Annotated in this window: 18 protein-coding genes and 1 riboswitch; of the genes, 13 read left to right on the forward strand and 5 right to left on the reverse strand. The window is 66.5% G+C overall.

Features of this window, described 5'->3' with window-relative positions; all coding sequences use genetic code 11:
• Window positions 1–60: 60 nt before the first annotated feature.
• The 3 genes from ACE3P2_RS04770 to ACE3P2_RS04780 all read left to right on the forward strand — a co-directional run bounded on the left by ACE3P2_RS04770 (window position 61) and on the right by ACE3P2_RS04780 (window position 3,398).
• A complete protein-coding gene (locus ACE3P2_RS04770) occupies window positions 61–1,161 on the forward strand; it encodes a GGDEF domain-containing protein (protein WP_374261620.1) in 1,101 nt (366 codons plus the stop codon).
• 117 nt (window positions 1,162–1,278) lie between these two features.
• Window positions 1,279–2,784: a lysine--tRNA ligase gene (gene lysS, locus ACE3P2_RS04775; RefSeq protein WP_374261623.1), complete on the forward strand. Its 1,506-nt coding sequence runs from the start codon at window positions 1,279–1,281 to the stop codon at window positions 2,782–2,784.
• 218 nt (window positions 2,785–3,002) lie between these two features.
• Window positions 3,003–3,398, forward strand: a complete 396-nt coding sequence (locus ACE3P2_RS04780) for an H-NS family nucleoid-associated regulatory protein (protein WP_374261625.1) — start codon at window positions 3,003–3,005, stop codon at window positions 3,396–3,398.
• A gap of 87 nt (window positions 3,399–3,485) precedes the next feature.
• On the opposite strand, the gene ACE3P2_RS04785 is transcribed toward ACE3P2_RS04780, so the two are convergent.
• Window positions 3,486–4,205, reverse strand: coding sequence for a tetratricopeptide repeat protein (locus ACE3P2_RS04785; RefSeq protein ID WP_374261627.1), 720 nt, complete (start codon window positions 4,203–4,205; stop codon window positions 3,486–3,488).
• 328 nt (window positions 4,206–4,533) lie between these two features.
• Between ACE3P2_RS04785 and ACE3P2_RS04790 the strand changes: the two genes are divergently transcribed.
• From ACE3P2_RS04790 to ACE3P2_RS04800, 3 genes are all read left to right on the forward strand, one after another.
• Window positions 4,534–5,616, forward strand: a complete 1,083-nt coding sequence (locus ACE3P2_RS04790; RefSeq protein ID WP_374261629.1) for an acyltransferase family protein — start codon at window positions 4,534–4,536, stop codon at window positions 5,614–5,616.
• Window positions 5,613–6,317 carry a 2'-5' RNA ligase family protein gene (locus ACE3P2_RS04795; RefSeq protein ID WP_374261631.1) on the forward strand — a complete coding sequence of 235 codons (705 nt, stop codon included), beginning with the start codon at window positions 5,613–5,615 and terminating at the stop codon, window positions 6,315–6,317. The genes ACE3P2_RS04790 and ACE3P2_RS04795 overlap by 4 nt, the downstream gene beginning before the upstream one ends.
• An 83-nt stretch (window positions 6,318–6,400) precedes the next feature.
• On the forward strand, window positions 6,401–7,555 hold the full coding sequence (locus ACE3P2_RS04800) for a pyridoxal phosphate-dependent aminotransferase (protein WP_374261633.1): 1,155 nt from the start codon (window positions 6,401–6,403) through the stop codon (window positions 7,553–7,555).
• A 115-nt stretch (window positions 7,556–7,670) separates the two neighbouring features.
• Here ACE3P2_RS04800 and ACE3P2_RS04805 read toward each other — a convergent pair whose 3' ends face one another.
• The 4 genes from ACE3P2_RS04805 to ACE3P2_RS04820 form a co-directional block, all read right to left on the reverse strand.
• Window positions 7,671–8,324: a lytic transglycosylase domain-containing protein gene (locus tag ACE3P2_RS04805; RefSeq protein ID WP_374261635.1), complete on the reverse strand. Its 654-nt coding sequence runs from the start codon at window positions 8,322–8,324 to the stop codon at window positions 7,671–7,673.
• Between the two features lie 569 nt (window positions 8,325–8,893).
• Window positions 8,894–9,526 carry a 1,6-anhydro-N-acetylmuramyl-L-alanine amidase AmpD gene (gene ampD / locus ACE3P2_RS04810; RefSeq protein WP_374261637.1) on the reverse strand — a complete coding sequence of 211 codons (633 nt, stop codon included), beginning with the start codon at window positions 9,524–9,526 and terminating at the stop codon, window positions 8,894–8,896.
• A 223-nt stretch (window positions 9,527–9,749) separates the two neighbouring features.
• Complete coding sequence (locus ACE3P2_RS04815; RefSeq protein ID WP_374261639.1) at window positions 9,750–10,193, reverse strand: prepilin-type N-terminal cleavage/methylation domain-containing protein; 444 nt, start codon at window positions 10,191–10,193, stop codon at window positions 9,750–9,752.
• A 206-nt stretch (window positions 10,194–10,399) separates the two neighbouring features.
• A complete protein-coding gene (locus ACE3P2_RS04820) occupies window positions 10,400–10,840 on the reverse strand; it encodes an Rrf2 family transcriptional regulator (RefSeq protein ID WP_374261641.1) in 441 nt (146 codons plus the stop codon).
• A 132-nt stretch (window positions 10,841–10,972) separates the two neighbouring features.
• Between ACE3P2_RS04820 and ACE3P2_RS04825 the strand changes: the two genes are divergently transcribed.
• The 7 genes from ACE3P2_RS04825 (at window position 10,973) to ACE3P2_RS04855 (ending at window position 17,067) form a co-directional block, all read left to right on the forward strand.
• Window positions 10,973–11,647 carry a class II aldolase/adducin family protein gene (locus tag ACE3P2_RS04825; RefSeq protein ID WP_374261643.1) on the forward strand — a complete coding sequence of 225 codons (675 nt, stop codon included), beginning with the start codon at window positions 10,973–10,975 and terminating at the stop codon, window positions 11,645–11,647.
• Window positions 11,634–11,873 carry a hypothetical protein gene (locus ACE3P2_RS04830; RefSeq protein ID WP_374261645.1) on the forward strand — a complete coding sequence of 80 codons (240 nt, stop codon included), beginning with the start codon at window positions 11,634–11,636 and terminating at the stop codon, window positions 11,871–11,873. Before ACE3P2_RS04825 ends, ACE3P2_RS04830 begins: the two co-directional genes overlap by 14 nt.
• Window positions 11,874–11,956: 83 nt before the next feature.
• On the forward strand, window positions 11,957–12,736 hold the full coding sequence (locus ACE3P2_RS04835; protein WP_374261647.1) for a ferredoxin--NADP reductase: 780 nt from the start codon (window positions 11,957–11,959) through the stop codon (window positions 12,734–12,736).
• Between the two features lie 189 nt (window positions 12,737–12,925).
• Entirely contained in the window at window positions 12,926–14,128 is a 1,203-nt protein-coding gene (locus ACE3P2_RS04840; RefSeq protein WP_374261649.1) for an ammonium transporter, read from the forward strand.
• Between the two features lie 175 nt (window positions 14,129–14,303).
• A riboswitch (cobalamin riboswitch) is annotated at window positions 14,304–14,525 on the forward strand.
• 206 nt (window positions 14,526–14,731) lie between these two features.
• Window positions 14,732–15,370 (forward strand): energy-coupling factor ABC transporter permease, encoded by a 639-nt coding sequence (locus tag ACE3P2_RS04845; RefSeq protein WP_374261651.1) that lies wholly within the window; start codon window positions 14,732–14,734, stop codon window positions 15,368–15,370.
• Window positions 15,371–15,373: 3 nt separating this feature from the next.
• Window positions 15,374–16,174 (forward strand): precorrin-4 C(11)-methyltransferase, encoded by an 801-nt coding sequence (gene cobM / locus ACE3P2_RS04850; RefSeq protein ID WP_374261653.1) that lies wholly within the window; start codon window positions 15,374–15,376, stop codon window positions 16,172–16,174.
• The gene (locus ACE3P2_RS04855; RefSeq protein ID WP_374261655.1) at window positions 16,171–17,067 is read left to right on the forward strand and encodes a sirohydrochlorin chelatase; all 897 of its coding nucleotides are present in this window, start codon (window positions 16,171–16,173) and stop codon (window positions 17,065–17,067) included. The genes cobM and ACE3P2_RS04855 overlap by 4 nt, the downstream gene beginning before the upstream one ends.
• Window positions 17,068–17,070: the final 3 nt, after the last annotated feature.

The following is a 17,070-nucleotide window of genomic DNA, read 5'->3' on the forward strand; positions in this document are numbered from 1 at the left end:
CGTTCAGTTTTTGATCGCGGTGACGTTATTCCACGCATCCGAAACCGCTCCGGTTGCGCCATGTCCCCGCTCACCGCCCCAACGCCGCCGTCCCCGCGCCTGCTGACGCTCCTGTCCGGCGCCGAGGCGCTGTCGCGGACGCGGGATCTGCGCACCATCTTCCGCAACGCCGCCGAATGCGCGATGCGCTTCCTCGACGGCCGCTTCGGGCTGCTTTTCGCGGTGCGCTTCACCCCACCCGACCTCACCGTCGGCCTGCTCGGCTGCTGTGTCTCCGACGGCACCGACACTTACTGGGAAGACGTCTGCGACGGCAACTCCTGGCTCCCCGTCGATCCGCTGCTCGGCGGCAGCCTCGAAACCGACTTCGGCCACGCGGTGAGCCAGGAAGGCGACACCTGGCGCCTGGCCTTCGCCATCGGCGCGCTCGGGCAGGCCCGCTGGGTGCTCGAGATCCACACCCCCCAGGCCCCCAGCGAGGCCGACTGCGAGGCCCTGAAGCTGTTTCTGCGCTGCTTCGACAACCAGCACCAGCAGTGGGAATACGCCAACCTCGACACCCTCACCCGCCTGCTCAACCGCAAGACCTTCGACGACGACTTCGAACGCCTGATCGCCGCCGCCGAACTCGCCGAGCAGGCCCGCAAGGCGCCCCTCGAACGCCGCGAGCAGATCCAGCCCTTCACCCAGCCCTGCTGGCTCGGCGTCGTGGATATCGACCACTTCAAGAAAATCAACGACAACTTCGGCCACCTCTTCGGCGACGAAGTGCTGCTGCGTGTCGCCGACCTGATGCGCCAGAGCTTTCGCAGCAACGACAAGCTGTTCCGCTTCGGCGGAGAGGAGTTCGTGGTCATGCTGCGCAACGTCGCCGAAGACCACGTGCACAGCATCTTCGACCGCTTCCGGCGCGCCGTCGAACGCTTCGAGTTCCCCCGCGTCGGCCACGTGGCCTGCTCCCTCGGCTTCTCGCGGATCGACCCGCGCCTGTCGCCGGCCGAGCTGCTCGGCCGCGCAGACGAGGCCCTCTACTACTCCAAGGAGCACGGGCGCAATCAGGTAAACGGCTTCGACGAGCTGGTGATGAGCGGCAAGCTGCGCATCGTCAGCCCGGCCGGTCAGGCCCAGATCCAGTCCGACATCGACGAAATCTTCCTGTGACACAGCCCCGGCCAGCGGCCGGCGCGCGACGAGCGGGCGCGGATGTGTCAAAATTCAGGGCTTTGCGGCCTTTTGCGATGCCGCCGCGCCCCGATTCCGTTGATTGAAGAGCCCAAAATGTCCGACCAGACCAACACGCCCGCCCAGGACGAAAACCACCTGATCGCCGAACGCCGTCAGAAGCTCGCCGAATGGCGCGCCACCGGCAAGGCGTATCCGAACGATTTCTCCCGGGAGAACACCGCCGGCAAACTCGACGAGCTTTACGGCGAAAAATCCGCCGAAGAACTCGAAGCGCTGCCGGTCGAGGTCAAGGTCGCCGGCCGCATCATGCTCAAGCGCGTGATGGGCAAGGCCAGCTTCATCACCGTGCAGGATCTGTCCGGCCGCATCCAGCTCTACGTCACCCGCGACGGCGTCGGCGAGGACGTGTATGCCGACTTCAAGCACTGGGACATCGGCGACATCGTCGGCACCGTCGGCACCCTGTTCCGCACCAAGACCGGCGAGCTGTCGGTCAAGAGCAGCGAGATCCGCCTCCTCACCAAGAGCCTGCGCCCGCTGCCCGACAAGTTCCACGGCCTCACCGACACCGAGACCAAGTACCGTCAACGGTATGTGGACCTCATCATGAGCGACGAGTCGCGCCACACCTTCGTGGCCCGCAGCCGCCTCGTGCAGTCGATCCGCAACTACATGACCGGCCACGGCTTCCTCGAAGTCGAGACGCCGATGATGCACCCCATCCCCGGCGGCGCCGCGGCCAAGCCCTTCGTCACCCACCACAACGCGCTGGACATGCAGCAGTTCCTGCGCATCGCGCCGGAGCTCTACCTCAAGCGCCTGGTGGTGGGCGGCTTCGAGAAGGTCTTCGAGGTCAACCGCAACTTCCGCAACGAAGGCCTCTCGCCCCGCCACAACCCCGAATTCACGATGATGGAGTTCTACGAGGCCTACGCGAACTACCGCACCCTCATGGACTTCACCGAAGGCCTGCTGCGCCACGCCGCCCGCGAGGCGCTGGGCACCGAAGTCTTCACCTACCAGGGCCGCGAGCTCGACCTCTCCAAGCCCTTCCACCGCCTGACCATCGTCGAGGCGATCCGCAAGCACCACCCCGGCTTCAGCGACGCCCAGCTCGCCGACCCGGCGTGGCTCGCCCAGAAGATCAAGGACTTCGGCGAGAAGGTGAAGCCCGGCGGCCTCGGCAGCCTGCAGCTGCAACTCTTCGAAGCCTGCGCCGAAGCCGAGACCTGGGAGCCGACCTTCATCATCGACTACCCGGTCGAGGTCAGCCCGCTGGCCCGCGCATCGGATAGCAACCCCGAGATCACCGAGCGCTTCGAGCTCTTCATCGTCGGCCGCGAGATCGCCAACGGCTTCTCCGAGCTCAACGACCCCGAAGACCAGGCAGCCCGCTTCCAGGCGCAAGCCCAGGCCAAGGACGCCGGCGACGAAGAAGCCATGTACTACGACGCCGACTACATCCGCGCGCTGGAGTACGGCCTGCCCCCCACCGGCGGCTGCGGCATCGGCATCGACCGCCTGGTCATGCTGCTCACCGACAGCCCGGCGATCCGCGACGTGATCCTGTTCCCGCAGATGCGGCCGGAAGCCGAATAAGCGCAGCCCGCCGCCACCTCACCCACCCCCGCCCGGCCTCGTGCCCGCGGGGGTTTTGTTTTTCAGCACGCTGCCCGTGGCCCGCATCACCTGATTTTCGTCGTGAAGGATCAGGCAGATGCTGCATAATATTGCGCCCCGTCCGGGCCTCGGACTGCTATTTTCCCGATCGACCACCCCGTTTCGCAGCCAGCAACCTCGCCCGCCGCACCGCATCCATGACCGAACTGAAGTCCTACGATCTCCCTGAGCTGGAAGCCCTCGCCGAACGGATCAAGGCCGAAATCGCCAAGCGGGAGCGCGAAGAGGAAGAGCGGGCCCAGCGCGCCATCGAGGAAGCCGCCGCCGAAGCGGCACGCCGCGAAGCCGCCGAGACCGCAGCCCGGGAAACGGCCGAACGCGTCGCCCGCGCGGAAGCCGAGCGGGCCGCCCAGGCCGCCACCGTAGTACGTTACATGCACCCCTCAAATCGCGCCCTCACCTGGTCGGGCGTCGGCGCAATGCCCGACTGGGTCAGCGCCTGGCTGGTCACCGGCGGCACCCTCTACGCCCTCGAGATCGCCGCCGAAAAGCTCGCCCCCCGCCCCATCCCCGAGAGCCTGCGCCCCCGCTGACACCCCGACTCAATGCAAAAACGGCAACAATGAACACCTCATTGTTGCCGTTTTTTGTTTGAATGCCCCCTCAGCGTGCCGTCGGGCTCACCACTTGCCGAGCCGCTTGAGCTTTTCGCGCAGGCCGAACACCGGGTAGCCCAGCGCGTAAGCGCGCTCGGCGTGGGTCTTGGCCTCGCCGTACTGCTTCAGGTCGAAGTAGGTCTGGGCGAGGAAATGCTCGGCGTCCGGGTAATCGGTCTCCTTTTTCTCCTCGTACCGCTGCAGCACCTTCAGCGCTTCCTGGGGCCGGTTCTCACCAAGCAGGGCATCCGCCAGCGCCAGGTAGGACTCGCGGCGCTGCGGCTGCATGTTGATCGCTTCCGTCCACACCCGCGTCGCCTGGTCGCGTTTGCGACCCAGGTACATCGCCGTGCCAAGGTTGGCACTGACGTACGAGAACATCGGCGAGTTGCGGTTCATCTGGTCGTAGGAGTAACTCATCTCGCCGATCGCCAGATCGAACTTCTCGGCGCCACGCCGGGCACGGTTGAGGTGCACAAGACCAAAGCAGAAGTGGTGCGGCCCGGGAATCCCGATCGTCTTGGCGTCGTAGGCGGCGGGAATGTCGCCCTGGCCGCGCAACTCGAAGGGCACCCGGTGGATGTAGATCGAACCGAGGATGCCCGCGCGGCAGAAATCGGGCAGCGCCAACCATTCGACCGGGGTGATCGTGACGTCGGCCGCCTGGGCCGGACGCGGAGTGAGGCCCAGCAGCGCGGTCGCGCAGAGGGCGAGCAGGAAAGGAGCCTTGTTCTTGCCTAACATGGTCGAATCGTTTCACACGGCCGGCGACGGAGTCGCAAGCCGTTTGAAGGGTTCATCGGGCGCTGGCCCGCCAGCGCGGCACAGCAGACGGAGGCCCGATCATACACATCGTCATGCGCCACGGCCATGACGGATACCTCATGCCACTGTTTCTAACGCCGTCGCTCCTTAAACCGAACTCCACACAGCAGGAAACAATCAATCAAAAAGAATCAAGATTTAATCTTTTGTCAACAACATTAAACACCAAACAACCCAAAGTGGGCATTTTGCCGCGATAAACTACGTCAATTGAATTTCTCCGCATTAGCCGCTCGCGTGGCACGCCATGGACAAGCCGTTTTCCCTGATCCTCGACCTGTCCCGCTTCCTCGCGGCACTACTGGTCTTCTTCCACCACGCCGAGCAACACCTGAAAGACCCGCGCCTGTCGGCGCTCGCCTCGTTTGGCCACGACGCGGTGATCTTCTTCTTCATCCTCTCGGGCTTCGTCATCGCCTACGTCACCGAGCACAAGGAGAAAACCCTTGCCGGCTACGCCACCGCCCGGCTCGCGCGGCTGTACTCCGTCACCCTGCCCTCGCTGCTGCTGGCCTACGGCCTTTTCGAGGTTGGCAGCCGGCTGCTGCCGGGGCATTATGCGATCCCTGACAACCTCACCTGGGGCGAAACCCTGCTCACCAGCACCTTCTTCCTCAACCGCTTCCTCGACTATCAGGAGGGCATCCCGACCAACGCGCCTTACTGGTCGATCTGCTACGAAGCCTGGTATTACGTGCTGTTCGGCGCGGCCTTCTACCTCAAGGGCCTGCAGCGCCTGCTCGTCGTCGCGGTTGCGGCGCTGGTGGCCGGTTTCAACATCCTGCTGCTCATGCCCATCTGGCTGCTCGGCTTCGCCTGCTACCGCCATCAACACAGGCTTCCCCGCAGCCCGCTGGTCGGCACCCTGCTCGTCGCCGGCGCCCTCGGTGCCTACCTCTGGATGCGCGTCACCAATTTCGACGACCGGCTCTTCATCTTCACCGCCCATTACTTTGGCGGCGAGCAAGCGATCAACGCGAGCCTGCATTTCAGCAAGCGCTTTCTGCCCGATTTTGTCATCGCCGTGCTGTTCGTCACCCTGTTCGCGGGTCTGCACATCCTTCGCGCTCAGCTGTGGCCCGTGCTGTCGCGCGCCCAGAAAGCGATTCAGAAATCTGCCTCGCACACCTTCGCGCTATACCTCTTCCACTCGCCGGTCCTGCTGTTCCTGGCCGGCTATAGCGACAACAGCCTGCTCGTGATGGCGCTCTGTCTCGCCGTCGCGGTTGCCGTCGGCCACGTCACCGAGCAGCAGAAGCCCCGCCTCGCCGCACTCATCGGCCGCTGGCTCGCCGCACCGCGATCACGTTCGGCGGCGACCACCGCGTGACCGACACGGCGGTCCTCGCCCACACCCGCGCCGCCTTTGCCGCCGCGGGGCAGACGCTCGCCAACGTGCGTCGCGATTTTCCCGAGTGGCACCGAGGCCGGCCCCACTACGCCCTGTGGGCCCTCGACGTGGATCTGGCCGATGTGCGTAGCGCCGTTGCTGCGGCCAGCCACCATCTGGCCGATCTGCTCCTCGACGGCTACACGCGCCAGCCGCACATCACCCTCGGCCTGTGCGGCTTTCCGACCGATCCACCGCAGCACCCCGACGACTTCGGGCCACGCGCCTTCGCCACCCAGCTCGACGCTCTGACGACCCTTGCCCCGGCGCCCTTCGAGATCGCCATCGGCCAGCTCGCCAGCTTCAGCTCGGCGCCCTTCCTGGCCGTAACCGACCCCCAGAACGCCATCGGGCAGCTGCACCAGGCCCTCGCCGGTCCGCCCCGCGACGACGCCAGCGGCCCGTACACGCCTCACGTCACCGTCGGGCTGTACGCCGGCGTCTGGCCCACGTCAGCCGTCCAGGCACGCCTCGACGCGTTCCCGGCGCCCACGCTGCGCTGCCGCGTCGACCGGGTCAGCCTGATGCATTACGTGGCCGCCGAAATCGGCGGTCCGCTCAGCGTACTGGCCGACTTCGATCTGGCCCGCCGCCAGCTCGCCTGGCACCGACGCCCCGCCGCCTGGCCCGACTTCACCTGAACGTCCGCGCCGGTCGGGCGCCTCGCCACCGCCGCCTGTCCTACAATGCCGGTTCGATCAGAACCGCACACCAGGACTTCGCGATGACCCGACTCGCCCGCCGCATGGCCGACATCCAGCCTTTCCACGTGATGGAAATCCTCAAGCGCGCCCACGCCCTGGCGGCCGAGGGACGCGACATCATTCATCTGGAAGTCGGCGAACCGGATTTTCCGAGCCCGGCGCCCATCGTCGAGGCCGCACGCCAGTTCCTGGCAGGCGGCCACGTGCATTACACCCCAGCCCTCGGCCTCACCGCCCTGCGCGAGGCCATCGCCCGCTTCTACCACGACCGCTTCGGCGCCGACGTGGCACCCGAACGCATCGTCGTCACCCCCGGCGCCTCCGGCGCGCTGATGCTCGCCCTCGGCGTCCTCACCGATCCGGGTGACGAATGGCTGCTGCCCGATCCGGGCTATCCGTCCAATCGCCACCTCGCCCGCAGCTTCGAAGGCGTCCCGAAAGCCCTGCCGGTGGACGCCACCACCCGCTTCCAGCCCACGCCGGCGCAGGTCGCCGCGGCCTGGACGCCGCGCACCCGCGGTCTGATGGTGGCCTCGCCGGCCAATCCGACGGGCACCCTGCTGACCCTCGACGAGATCGCCGCCTTGCGGGACGTGGTTGCCGCCCGCAACGGCGTATTGATCGTCGACGAGATCTATCAGGGCCTGAATTACGGCCTCGAGGCCAGCACCGCCCTCAGCCGTGTGAACGACGTCTTCGTGGTCAACAGCTTCTCGAAGTACTTCGGCATGACCGGCTGGCGGCTCGGCTGGATGGTGGTACCGGAAGCCTACGTGCGCGAGATCGAAAAGCTCGCCCAGCATTTCTTCATTTCGCCATCCACCCCTGCCCAGCACGCAGCCCTCGCGGCCTTTGCACCGGACACGCTGGCCATCCTCGAGGAACGCCGCCACGCCTTCGCAGACCGCCGCAACGCCCTGCTGCCGGCGCTACGCGAGATCGGTTTCCGCTTTGCGACCGAACCCCAGGGCGCGTTCTACCTGTATGCCGATATCGGGGACTTCGCCGACAGCAGCGAAGAGCTCGCCCAACGCCTCATCGAGCGGGCCGGCGTGGCGACCACGCCGGGTATCGACTTCGGCGACAACGCCCCCGAACGCCACCTGCGCATCGCTTACACCACCGCCGAGGCGCGTCTGGTCGAGGCCGCGGAACGCATCCGCAAGGTGCTGTAAGCAGCATCGCAACGGCACGCCGCCGGCAGGCACGTGCGGATCGTTGCGACGACACCACAGGAAAGGAAGATGCGACGCCGGGTATCCCGCTCCCGGAGGCGGACCGGCGACGAAATCAGACGCCGAGAAACTTGCCGCCGCTACGCGCCGCCTGGCTGAGCTGCGCTTTCACGGCCATCACCTTGTTGGCGTACGGGGCCGCCGGATCGCTGGAGCCGTTGTACTGCTGCAGCGCCCGCTCGACCGAGCCGGTGCTCTGGATGTATTCCTTCAGCACCAGCGCGCCGACGCGGATGTTGGTATCCGGATCGAACATCGCGCCCTTGTCGGTCTTGACATCCACTTTGTCCGGATGCCACTTGGGAATCACCTGCATCAGCCCCTGGGCGCCCATCGGGCTCTCCGCGAAGGGGTTGAAACGCGACTCGATGGCCATCACCGCCACCAGCAGCAACGGGTCGACGCCGACGCTGCGACCGGTCTGCTGGGCAGCGGCGAGCAGGGGCTCGAGGGCCACGGCGGAAACCTGGTAGCGCTTGGCGATGTAGGTCTTGACGCGCTGCAGGTCGGGGCTCAGTTTGGTCGGAGCGGTGTCGGTGACATCCACCACCTCGGGCTCGACCTCTTCTACCGCCACGCTGGTGGACGAACCACCCATGAGACTGCCGAGCGAAAGACCCTGAACGCCATGATTGGCGATCCGCGATGCAACAAACAGGGTGACGATGAGGCCAGCGACGAGAAGACCGCCGTGGGCGAAGTGAAGCATGAATGAAGCCGCGTGACGTGCGTACTTCGTGATACGAGTTGCGAACATGGGCTCTCCTTTCTGTGGCCACAGTCCGTCGAACGCGCACGAAAATCGCTCCCATGGACAAAAGGGAATCGACACTCGGTTTGTTTCACCCGATGGTCCTCGAAGAAGCAGGACCGGGTTCCACTCGTCAGCCCGAAAAACCGGCCAACGGCATTCGCAAGACTAGGTCGCCAGGGGTTGATCCAAACACGCTGACGCAACCAGACAGCGTGCCAAAAAATGGCGCCAAAACCAGACCGAAGGACGGTCAGTAACCGGGGCGCGAAGCGGAGGAAAAAGCCCGGTCATGCGAGAGTTTCGGCACCGACGTTTAACAAAAAACGACGCGAAAAAATGTGTGCTGCATTGCACACAAACTGCATTGTATTGATTCCACTGACTTTTGTCAATCCGCCTCGTCCGAGACGACCTCCGGAAGCATTCATTTAGGGTATTCCGGAATCGCGCCACGACACGGCGCCAAAAGCGTGCCGGGCGCAAAAACCAGTCGCGAGGCGGCTTCGCGGGGCTGCGGAAGTCGCTCAGTCGGGCCGCGCGCTAAGCGGGAACGGCCAGCGATGTCGGGCGGCATCGTCCGCCTCCGGCGCCCCGTCGGGTTCGATCCACGCGGCGACGTCGGCGCGTCCCAAAACCATCAGTTCGCGACGCAGGCGGCTCCACGAAAAATACGGCCCCGGGTCGGTCTTGCGGCCCGGGGCGACGTCCGAATGCCCGGCGATGCCTTCGATCGGAAACCGTCCGCCGAGCTCGACCAGCAGCGTTGCCAGCGCGGCGTACTGGGCCGGTTCGAAGGGCAGCGTGTCGCAGCCCTCAAGTTCGATGCCGATCGAGAAATCGTTGCAGCGCTCGCGCCCTCGCCACGACGACACCCCGGCGTGCCACGCGCGCAGCGCCGGCGGCACGAACTCGACCAGCTCGCCATCGCGACGGATGAAGTAATGGGCCGACACGCGCAAGTGATGAATCCCCGCGTAATACGGGTGAGCCAGCGGATCGAGGCGGTTGGTGAAGAGCTGCGCGACCCCGTCCCCGCCGAAGCGGTCGGGCGGCAGGCTGATGGCGTGGATGACGACGAGGGATACCGCCGTGCCGGGCGGGCGGGCGTCGTGGTTGGGGGACATAAGGGGAACACGCTCAGAAGGCAACTCGCTCATTCCGTCCATTCTCTCCCGCGGCAAAGCCGCCGTTCATTGCCTTTATAGCGCACTGACGCCCCCGGAAGAAAACCAGGGCACCCGAACACTGCGCGCGAATTCCCCACGCGCGCGCCGACTGGATGAAGCAGCCATTTCCGCGCGTCAACCAAATGAAAAAGCCCGGAAGGCTAACGCCTTCCGGGCTCACTACGCAAAATTCAACGAACCGGTCAGGCCCGCATCAGCAGATACCCGCGGTCTTGCAGGTGCCGGAAATACCCCAGGACAGGGCATTCGCACCGCCCGAGGCAGCAGCCGTCGGGGTAAGGATATAAGTTTCGCCCGACAAACCGTTGGCGGAGACAGCAGTCGCAGTGATGACAGCCTTGCCATCATCGGAAATAGCGACCGACGACACAAAACCTGCAGCCTTGGTCGTATTGGCGGGCAGATCGGAAGCGGTGGTCGCGGCAGCACTCGGCTTGCAGACGGTCAGATCGTTGTTGTTGTTCTGGAAGCACAGCTCGACGCCCAGCTTGAACGGCTGAGTCGATTGAACCACCTCAGAGAACTTGGCCTTCTTGGTGTAGGTCTGGTACTGCGGAACAGCGATCGCCGCCAGGATGCCGATGATGGCCACGACGATCATCAGTTCGATCAGGGTAAAACCGCCTTGCTTCTTCATATGCGTATCTCCGCTTGTTGGTTTGAATCGAAACGGGCCGGATGCCCGACGCTTCATACAAGGCAAAGCCCGTGCCACACATTGAAAAAAAGATGTCTTCTTCCAGATCAGTGGCTTAGACCGTACCGCAGGCTCAGCGTGAGATTATCCCCACGGCCGGTGTGACATTTTTCGTCACCCCGCTGCCGCAATCCGTCAACCGCGCGTCATGTCGTCGCCCGCTGTGACACGAACAGGATGCGCTGCTGCTCGGGGCCGAGCATGTCGGCGAGCGAGACCCGGTCGAGGCTGGCGAGAAACGCCTCGAGGGCGCCGGCCAGCGCGCCCTTGAGGCGACAACTGCCGGTGAGCAGGCAGCCGCTGTCGGTGGTGAAGCATTCAACCAGGGCGAGATCGCTTTCCATCTTGCGCACCACTTCGCCCAGGAAGATCGACCGCGCCGGCTGAGCCAGCCGCAGACCGCCGCCCTTTCCCCGCAGACCTTCGACAAAACCGTTGCGGATCAACTGGTTGACCACCTTCATCAAATGCGTGCGCGAGACCTCGAAGCGCTCCGAGATTTCCTGAATGGTGGCCAGGCGATGGGCGTTGGCGGCCAGGAAGATCAGCACGCGCAGGGCGTAGTCGGTGTGATGGGTGATGTGCATGGCGGTGCATCCGGGTGCTTTGACCCTTCAAGTATAAGGGACATCGCCAAAAGATTCATTTCTGTTGACTCTTTTAAAGATGCTTTTTATATTCATCTTAAAGCACAGCCCAACCCCACCCGGAGCCTCCCCATGACCCAAACCGATACCACGCCTCTCACGACGCCCTTCCCGTTCGAAAACCCGCGCCTCGCCGACGCTGCGACGGTGATGCGCAAGGCTTACGAGCTCGGCTGGATCAGCACCCGCGACGGCAACGTCTCGGTGGCGATGAGCGACCGCCGCGGCTTTCTGATCTCGGCCAGCGGCGTCGTCAAGCACAGCCTGGCCCCCAGCCAGTTCGTCTTCGTTCCCACCGACGGCAGCACCGAAAGCGGTGGACGCCGCCCCTCCGGCGAGCTGGAACTGCACCGGCGCGTCCAGGCGCTGGTCACCAGTGGGCCGCTGACGGTGCTCCACCTGCATCCGACCCACATCGTCGCCGCGTTGTACGCCGGCCATCGGCTGTCCACGCTGTCGGGCGGCTTCCCGGAGGTGACGCGCTACACCCGGGTCGGCGCCGACGTGCCGGCGCTGCCGGCAACCAGCGAGGAACTCGCCATCGCCTGTGAGGCGGCATTCCGTCCGGCACTCGGGCCGATGCCCCACGTCGTCGGGCTCGACCGGCACGGCGTGGTCGCGGTCGGCCGCAGCCCGTGGGAAGCGTTCGAACACGTCGAGCGCCTCGAGCACATCTGCCGCATCGTGCTCACCGCCGGCCCCATCCCCGTCCCCACCCCCGAAGGAGAACGTCATGACGTCGCGTGACCCCAACCCGCAGCGCATCCTCTACGCCGGCCGCGCGATGATGGTCGTCGCCGCGGCGGGGATGCTCGGCTCGACGCTGGTGGCCTACCCGCTGGCCGAGCGCTTCAGCCTCGCCATGCAGATCGCCGGACACCTGGCGCTGCCGGTGTCGGCGGCGGTGTTCAAACTCGGCTACGTGGTCCGTCTGGCTGCCCACCACGCGCTGGGCAACCTGCAGGCCGGCTGATCCCGCTCCCGCCGGAACAAAGCCGGCGGGCGGTGGTCTCGACCAGCAAGGGCGGGCCGCCCGCCGCACACAAGGAGACCGGCATGGACGACGACCTGAACGCGCGCACGCGCCGCGCCACGATCACCTGGATGCACCGCTGGAGCCCTCGCCTGCTGTCGTTCCGGATCGAACGCGATCCGGGCTTCCGCTTCGTGCCGGGCCAGTTCGCCCGCCTCGGGCTGCTCAAGGAAAACGGCGCCCCGGTATGGCGCGCCTACTCGATGACCTCCGCCAGCTGGGACGACTTCCTCGAGTTCTACTCGATCGTCGTGCCCGATGGCGAATTCACCTCGCGTCTCGAGAAACTCGGCGTGGGCGACACGCTGATGATCGAAAAGGCCGCCAACGGCTTCTTCACCACCAACCGCTTCGCCGACGGCCGCGACCTGTGGATGTTCGGCACCGGCACCGGCCTCGCGCCCTACCTGTCGATCCTGCAGGACGAGACCACCTGGCAGCGCTTCGAACGCCTGATCCTGGTCCACGGCGCCCGTGTCGGCGCCGACCTGGCCTACCGGGACGAGATCGCCGCGCTGCGCCATCACCCCCTGTGGGCCGAGCACGGCCACAAGCTGATCTACCAGCCCGTCGCCACCCGCGAAGCCGTACCCGGCGCACTGCAGGCGCGAATTCCCGAGCTGATCGGCGACGGCGGCCTCGAAGCGGCGCTGGACATCCCGTTCACCGACGCGGCCTCCCGATTCATGATCTGCGGCAGCCCCGACATGGTGCGCGACACCCACAAGGCCTTGATGGCGCGCGGTTTCCGCCTCAGCCGACTGGCCGCGCCGGGGCACATCGCCGTCGAAAACGCGTGGTGAAGCACCGGCGCCGGGCCGCTGACCGGCGCTTTGCGCCCATTTTTGGTGCGTCGCCGTCAGCGATGCACGAATCGTGTGCGACAGGCTGATGCAAGCTTTGTGTCAAGTGGATGAATCGACACATTTTTCGATCTCCACAGAACTGGCACAGCACCTGCTTGGTGCCCCGCATCAGATTTGGAGCCCAAAATGGAGCAAACAAGCAACGCCAGTAACGTCCTCTTCGTCCTGCTCGGCGCCATCATGGTGCTGGCGATGCACGCCGGCTTCGCGTTCCTCGAAGTCGGCACCGTGCGCAAGAAGAACCAGGTCAACGCGCTGGTCAAGATCCTGACCGACTTCTGCGTCTCGGCCATCGCCTACTTCTTCATCGGCTACACCGTCGCCTACGGCGTCAATTTCTTCACCAGCGCCGACGTGCTGGCCCAGAAGAGCGGTTACGAGATGGTGAAGTTCTTCTTCCTGCTCACGTTCGCGGCGGCCATCCCGGCGATCATCTCCGGCGGCATCGCCGAGCGCGCCAAGTTCCACCCCCAGAGCATCGCCACCTTCATGCTGGTCGGCTTCGTCTATCCGTTTTTCGAGGGCATCGCCTGGAACGACAACTTCGGCATCCAGCCCTGGCTCGAAGCCGCCCTGGGCGCCAAGTTCCACGACTTCGCCGGCTCGGTGGTGGTCCATGCCGTCGGCGGCTGGATCGCCTTGCCCGCGGTGCTGCTGCTCGGCGCCCGCCGCGGCCGCTACACCAAGGAAGGCAACGTCGCCGCCCATCCGCCCTCCAACATCCCGTTCCTGGCGCTGGGCGCCTGGATCCTCACCGTCGGCTGGTTCGGCTTCAACGTGATGTCGGCCCAGACCCTCGACAAGGTGAGCGGCCTCGTCGCCCTCAACTCGCTGATGGCGATGGTCGGCGGCACCCTCGCCGCGATGATCCTCGGCAAGAACGACCCGGGCTTCATCCACAACGGCCCCCTCGCCGGCCTCGTCGCGGTCTGCGCGGGCTCCGACCTGATGCACCCGATCGGCGCGCTGGCCACCGGCACCGTCGCCGGCGTGCTGTTCGTGCAGCTCTTCACCATCACCCAGAACCGCTGGAAGATCGACGACGTGCTCGGCGTGTGGCCGCTGCACGGCCTGTGCGGCGCCTGGGGCGGGATCGCCGCGGGCATCTTCGGCAGCACCGCGCTGGGCGGCATCGGCGGGGTGAGCTTCGTCGCCCAGCTGGTGGGCACCCTGGCCGGCATCGCGATCGCGCTGGCGGGCGGTACCATCGTGTATGGCACGCTCAAGCAGCTCGTCGGCATCCGACTCGATCCGGAAGAGGAGTTCGACGGCGCCGACCTGACGATCCACAAGATCACCGCGACGCCGGACCGGGAGACCCACTGGTAAGCCCCATCCGACCACACCCCGCGACACCCCGGAAAGGGAGCCGACAGGCTCCCTTTTCCGTTTGATCCGCGCCGTCGCCCGCTCTCCGGCCACCGCCAGCGCCGCACCATCGCGCGGCGACGCGGACAGGGGCGGCCTGTGCTACGCCGCTTGCATCCGTCGCCGACATGCAGTTAGACTGCGCGCCGTTACGGGTGCCGACCCCGCGTCTGCGGGGAAGGTGAAACGGGAAGTCCGGTGACGTCGGGAGCACGCGCTCCCCGACCATTCCGGCGCAGCCCCCGCTGCTGTAAGCCAGACGAATCTGTCCAACGCCACTGCGTGCCCTGCACGTGGGAAGGTCGGCAGAAGAGGATGAAGGCGAGCCAGAAGACCGGCCTGTGACGTTATGGTGTGGTATTGGCCCCGGGGTGTGGGCAGAGCCGACCGATGGGCTTGCCCGACCACTGACGTCCGTTCCGCCGCCATCGCCGTATCCCCGGAACCGTCCGCGCCTCTGATCGACGCCTGCCCCGTCACCGGTCCGTCCTCTCGTTTCACGCGGTTTCTGCGCGCCCCCGATGTCCTGCCGCACTTCGTCCATCCAGCACGAAGGAAAGCATCATGCACATCGAACCCGGGCACATCGCCACCGTTAAAGTCCTCGCCGCCAACGCCGCCGCCGTGGCGCTCCTCGGCAGCCAGTCCGTCCAGCTCCTCAAGCAGCCCACACTGATCGTCCGCAGCCTGATCGCCGGCGTGTTCTTCACGCTGTTCATGCAAGCCTTCCACCTGCCGGTCGGCCCCTCCGAACTGCACTTCCTCGGCGCGATGCCGATCTACCTGGCCCTCGGCTTCGTGCCGGCGCTGTTCGGCTTCGCCATCGGCCTCTTCGCCCAGGGGCTGCTGTTCGAGCCCGCCGATCTGCTCCACCTGGGTGTCAATACGCTCTCCCTCGCGCTGCCGCTGATCGCCGTGCACGCCACCCTCGGCAAGCGGATGCTGGCCGCCCGGGCGCGGCTCGACGTGCGCCGCATCCTCGCGCTCGACGCCGTCTTCTACACCGGCGTCACCCTGATGGTCGGCTTCTGGCTCGCCATCGGCGAGACGGCCACGCCGCTTTCCGCATGGCTGGCCTTCGCCTCGTCCTACGCCGCTGTCGTGGCCTTCGAACCGCTCGTCACGCTGCTGGCGCTCGCCGCCATCGCCCGCGGCCAGCACCGCGCCGCGGTGCGCTTCTGCTTCCAGCCCCAGGCGGTCTGAGCGATGGCCGGCAAGGTCTGGTTCGTCGGCGCCGGCCCCGGCGACCCCGAACTGCTCACCGTGAAGGGCCGCCGGCTGCTTGAGACGGCCGGCGCGATCCTGTTCGCCGGTTCGCTGGTGGATCGGGCGGCCACGCTGTTCGCACCGCCCGGCTGCGAGATCCGCGACTCGAAGGACATGACCCTCGAGGAAATGACCGCCTGGCTCGTTGAACAGAGCGCCCGCCACGCCACTGTGGTACGCCTGCAGACCGGCGACCCCGGCCTGTACGGCGCGCTGGTCGAGATGACCCGGCCCCTCACCGCCGCCGGCGTCGACTGGGCGGTGGTGCCCGGCGTGTCCTCGGCCTTCGCCTCGGCCGCGGCCGCCGGCGAGACCCTGACCCTGCCGGAAGTCACCCAGACGGTGATCCTCACCCGCGTGGCCGGGCGCACCCCGATGCCGCCGGGCGAGGAGCTCGCAACCCTCGCCGCCCACCGCACGACCCTGTGCATCTTCCTGTCGATCACCCTGCTCCACGAAGTCCAGCGCGCCCTGCGCGCCGCCGGCTGGCCCGAGGACGCGCCGATCCTGGTGGTCCAGAAGGCCAGCTGGCCCGGCGAGGAAAAGATCGTCCGCGGCACCCTCGCCGACATCAAGCAGCGCTGCCAGGCCGAGAAGATCGCCAGCCAGGCGATGATCGTCGCCAGCCCCGCCCTGGGCGCCGCCGACTGGCCAACCCTCGTCCGCTCCAAGCTCTACGACCCCGCCTTCACGCACCGTTTCCGCAAGGCGACGGTCCGCGCCCCGGAGAACCCCGCATGAACGACACCGCCATCCTCCTGGTCGGCCACGGCTCCCGCAACCGCGAGGGCAACACCGAAATCCTCCAGTTCGCCGCCCAGTGGCGCGACCGCCACCCCACCTGGCGCATCGAGACCTGCTTCATCGAACACGCCGACGTGCTCCTCGACGAAGGCCTCGACCGCGCCGCAGCCGGCGCCCGCCGGGTGCGGGTGATCCCCTTCATCCTCAACGCCGCCGGCCACGTGAAGATGGAGCTGCCGGCCGCCATCGAGGCCGCCCGCGCGCGCCACCCGACGGTGGATTTCGGCTGCGTCCGCCACCTGGGCATGGGCCGCGAGATTCTCACGGTGCTGCAAGGTCAGCTCGACCGCCTGATGAAGGCCCTCGACGTGCCCGACCCGCGGACCACCGGCGTGATCCTCCTCGGCCGCGGCTCGTCCGACGCCGGCGCCAACGGCGAACTGGCCAAGATGGCCCGCTGGCTGTTCGAGGACAACGACTTCGAACTGGTGGACCTGGCCTTCACCGGCGTCACCTGGCCGCGCCTCGAAAGCGTCGTCCAGCGCCAGGTGCGCCTGGGCATGACGCAGATCGCCGTGGTGCCGGTGTATCTCTTCAGCGGCGTGCTGATGGACCGCATCCAGGCCCAGCTCGCCCGCCTGCGCGGCCAGTACCCGCAGGTCGCCTTCGCGCTGGGCAGCCACTTCGGCTTCGACCCGGGCATCTTCGCGCTGCTCGACGCCAAGGTCGGCGGCCACGAGCTCCCCGAAGGCGCGCTGCTCGAATGCGATGGCTGCAAATACCGCCAGGCCGCCGAGGCCGAGCACCTGCACGACCACAGCCACACCGCCACCAGCCATCACCACGGCCACGACCACGACCACCCCCATCACGACCACGCCCCCGCCTGAGCC

This window comes from Zoogloea sp. (genome assembly GCF_041911615.1).
Classification (GTDB): domain Bacteria; phylum Pseudomonadota; class Gammaproteobacteria; order Burkholderiales; family Rhodocyclaceae; genus Zoogloea.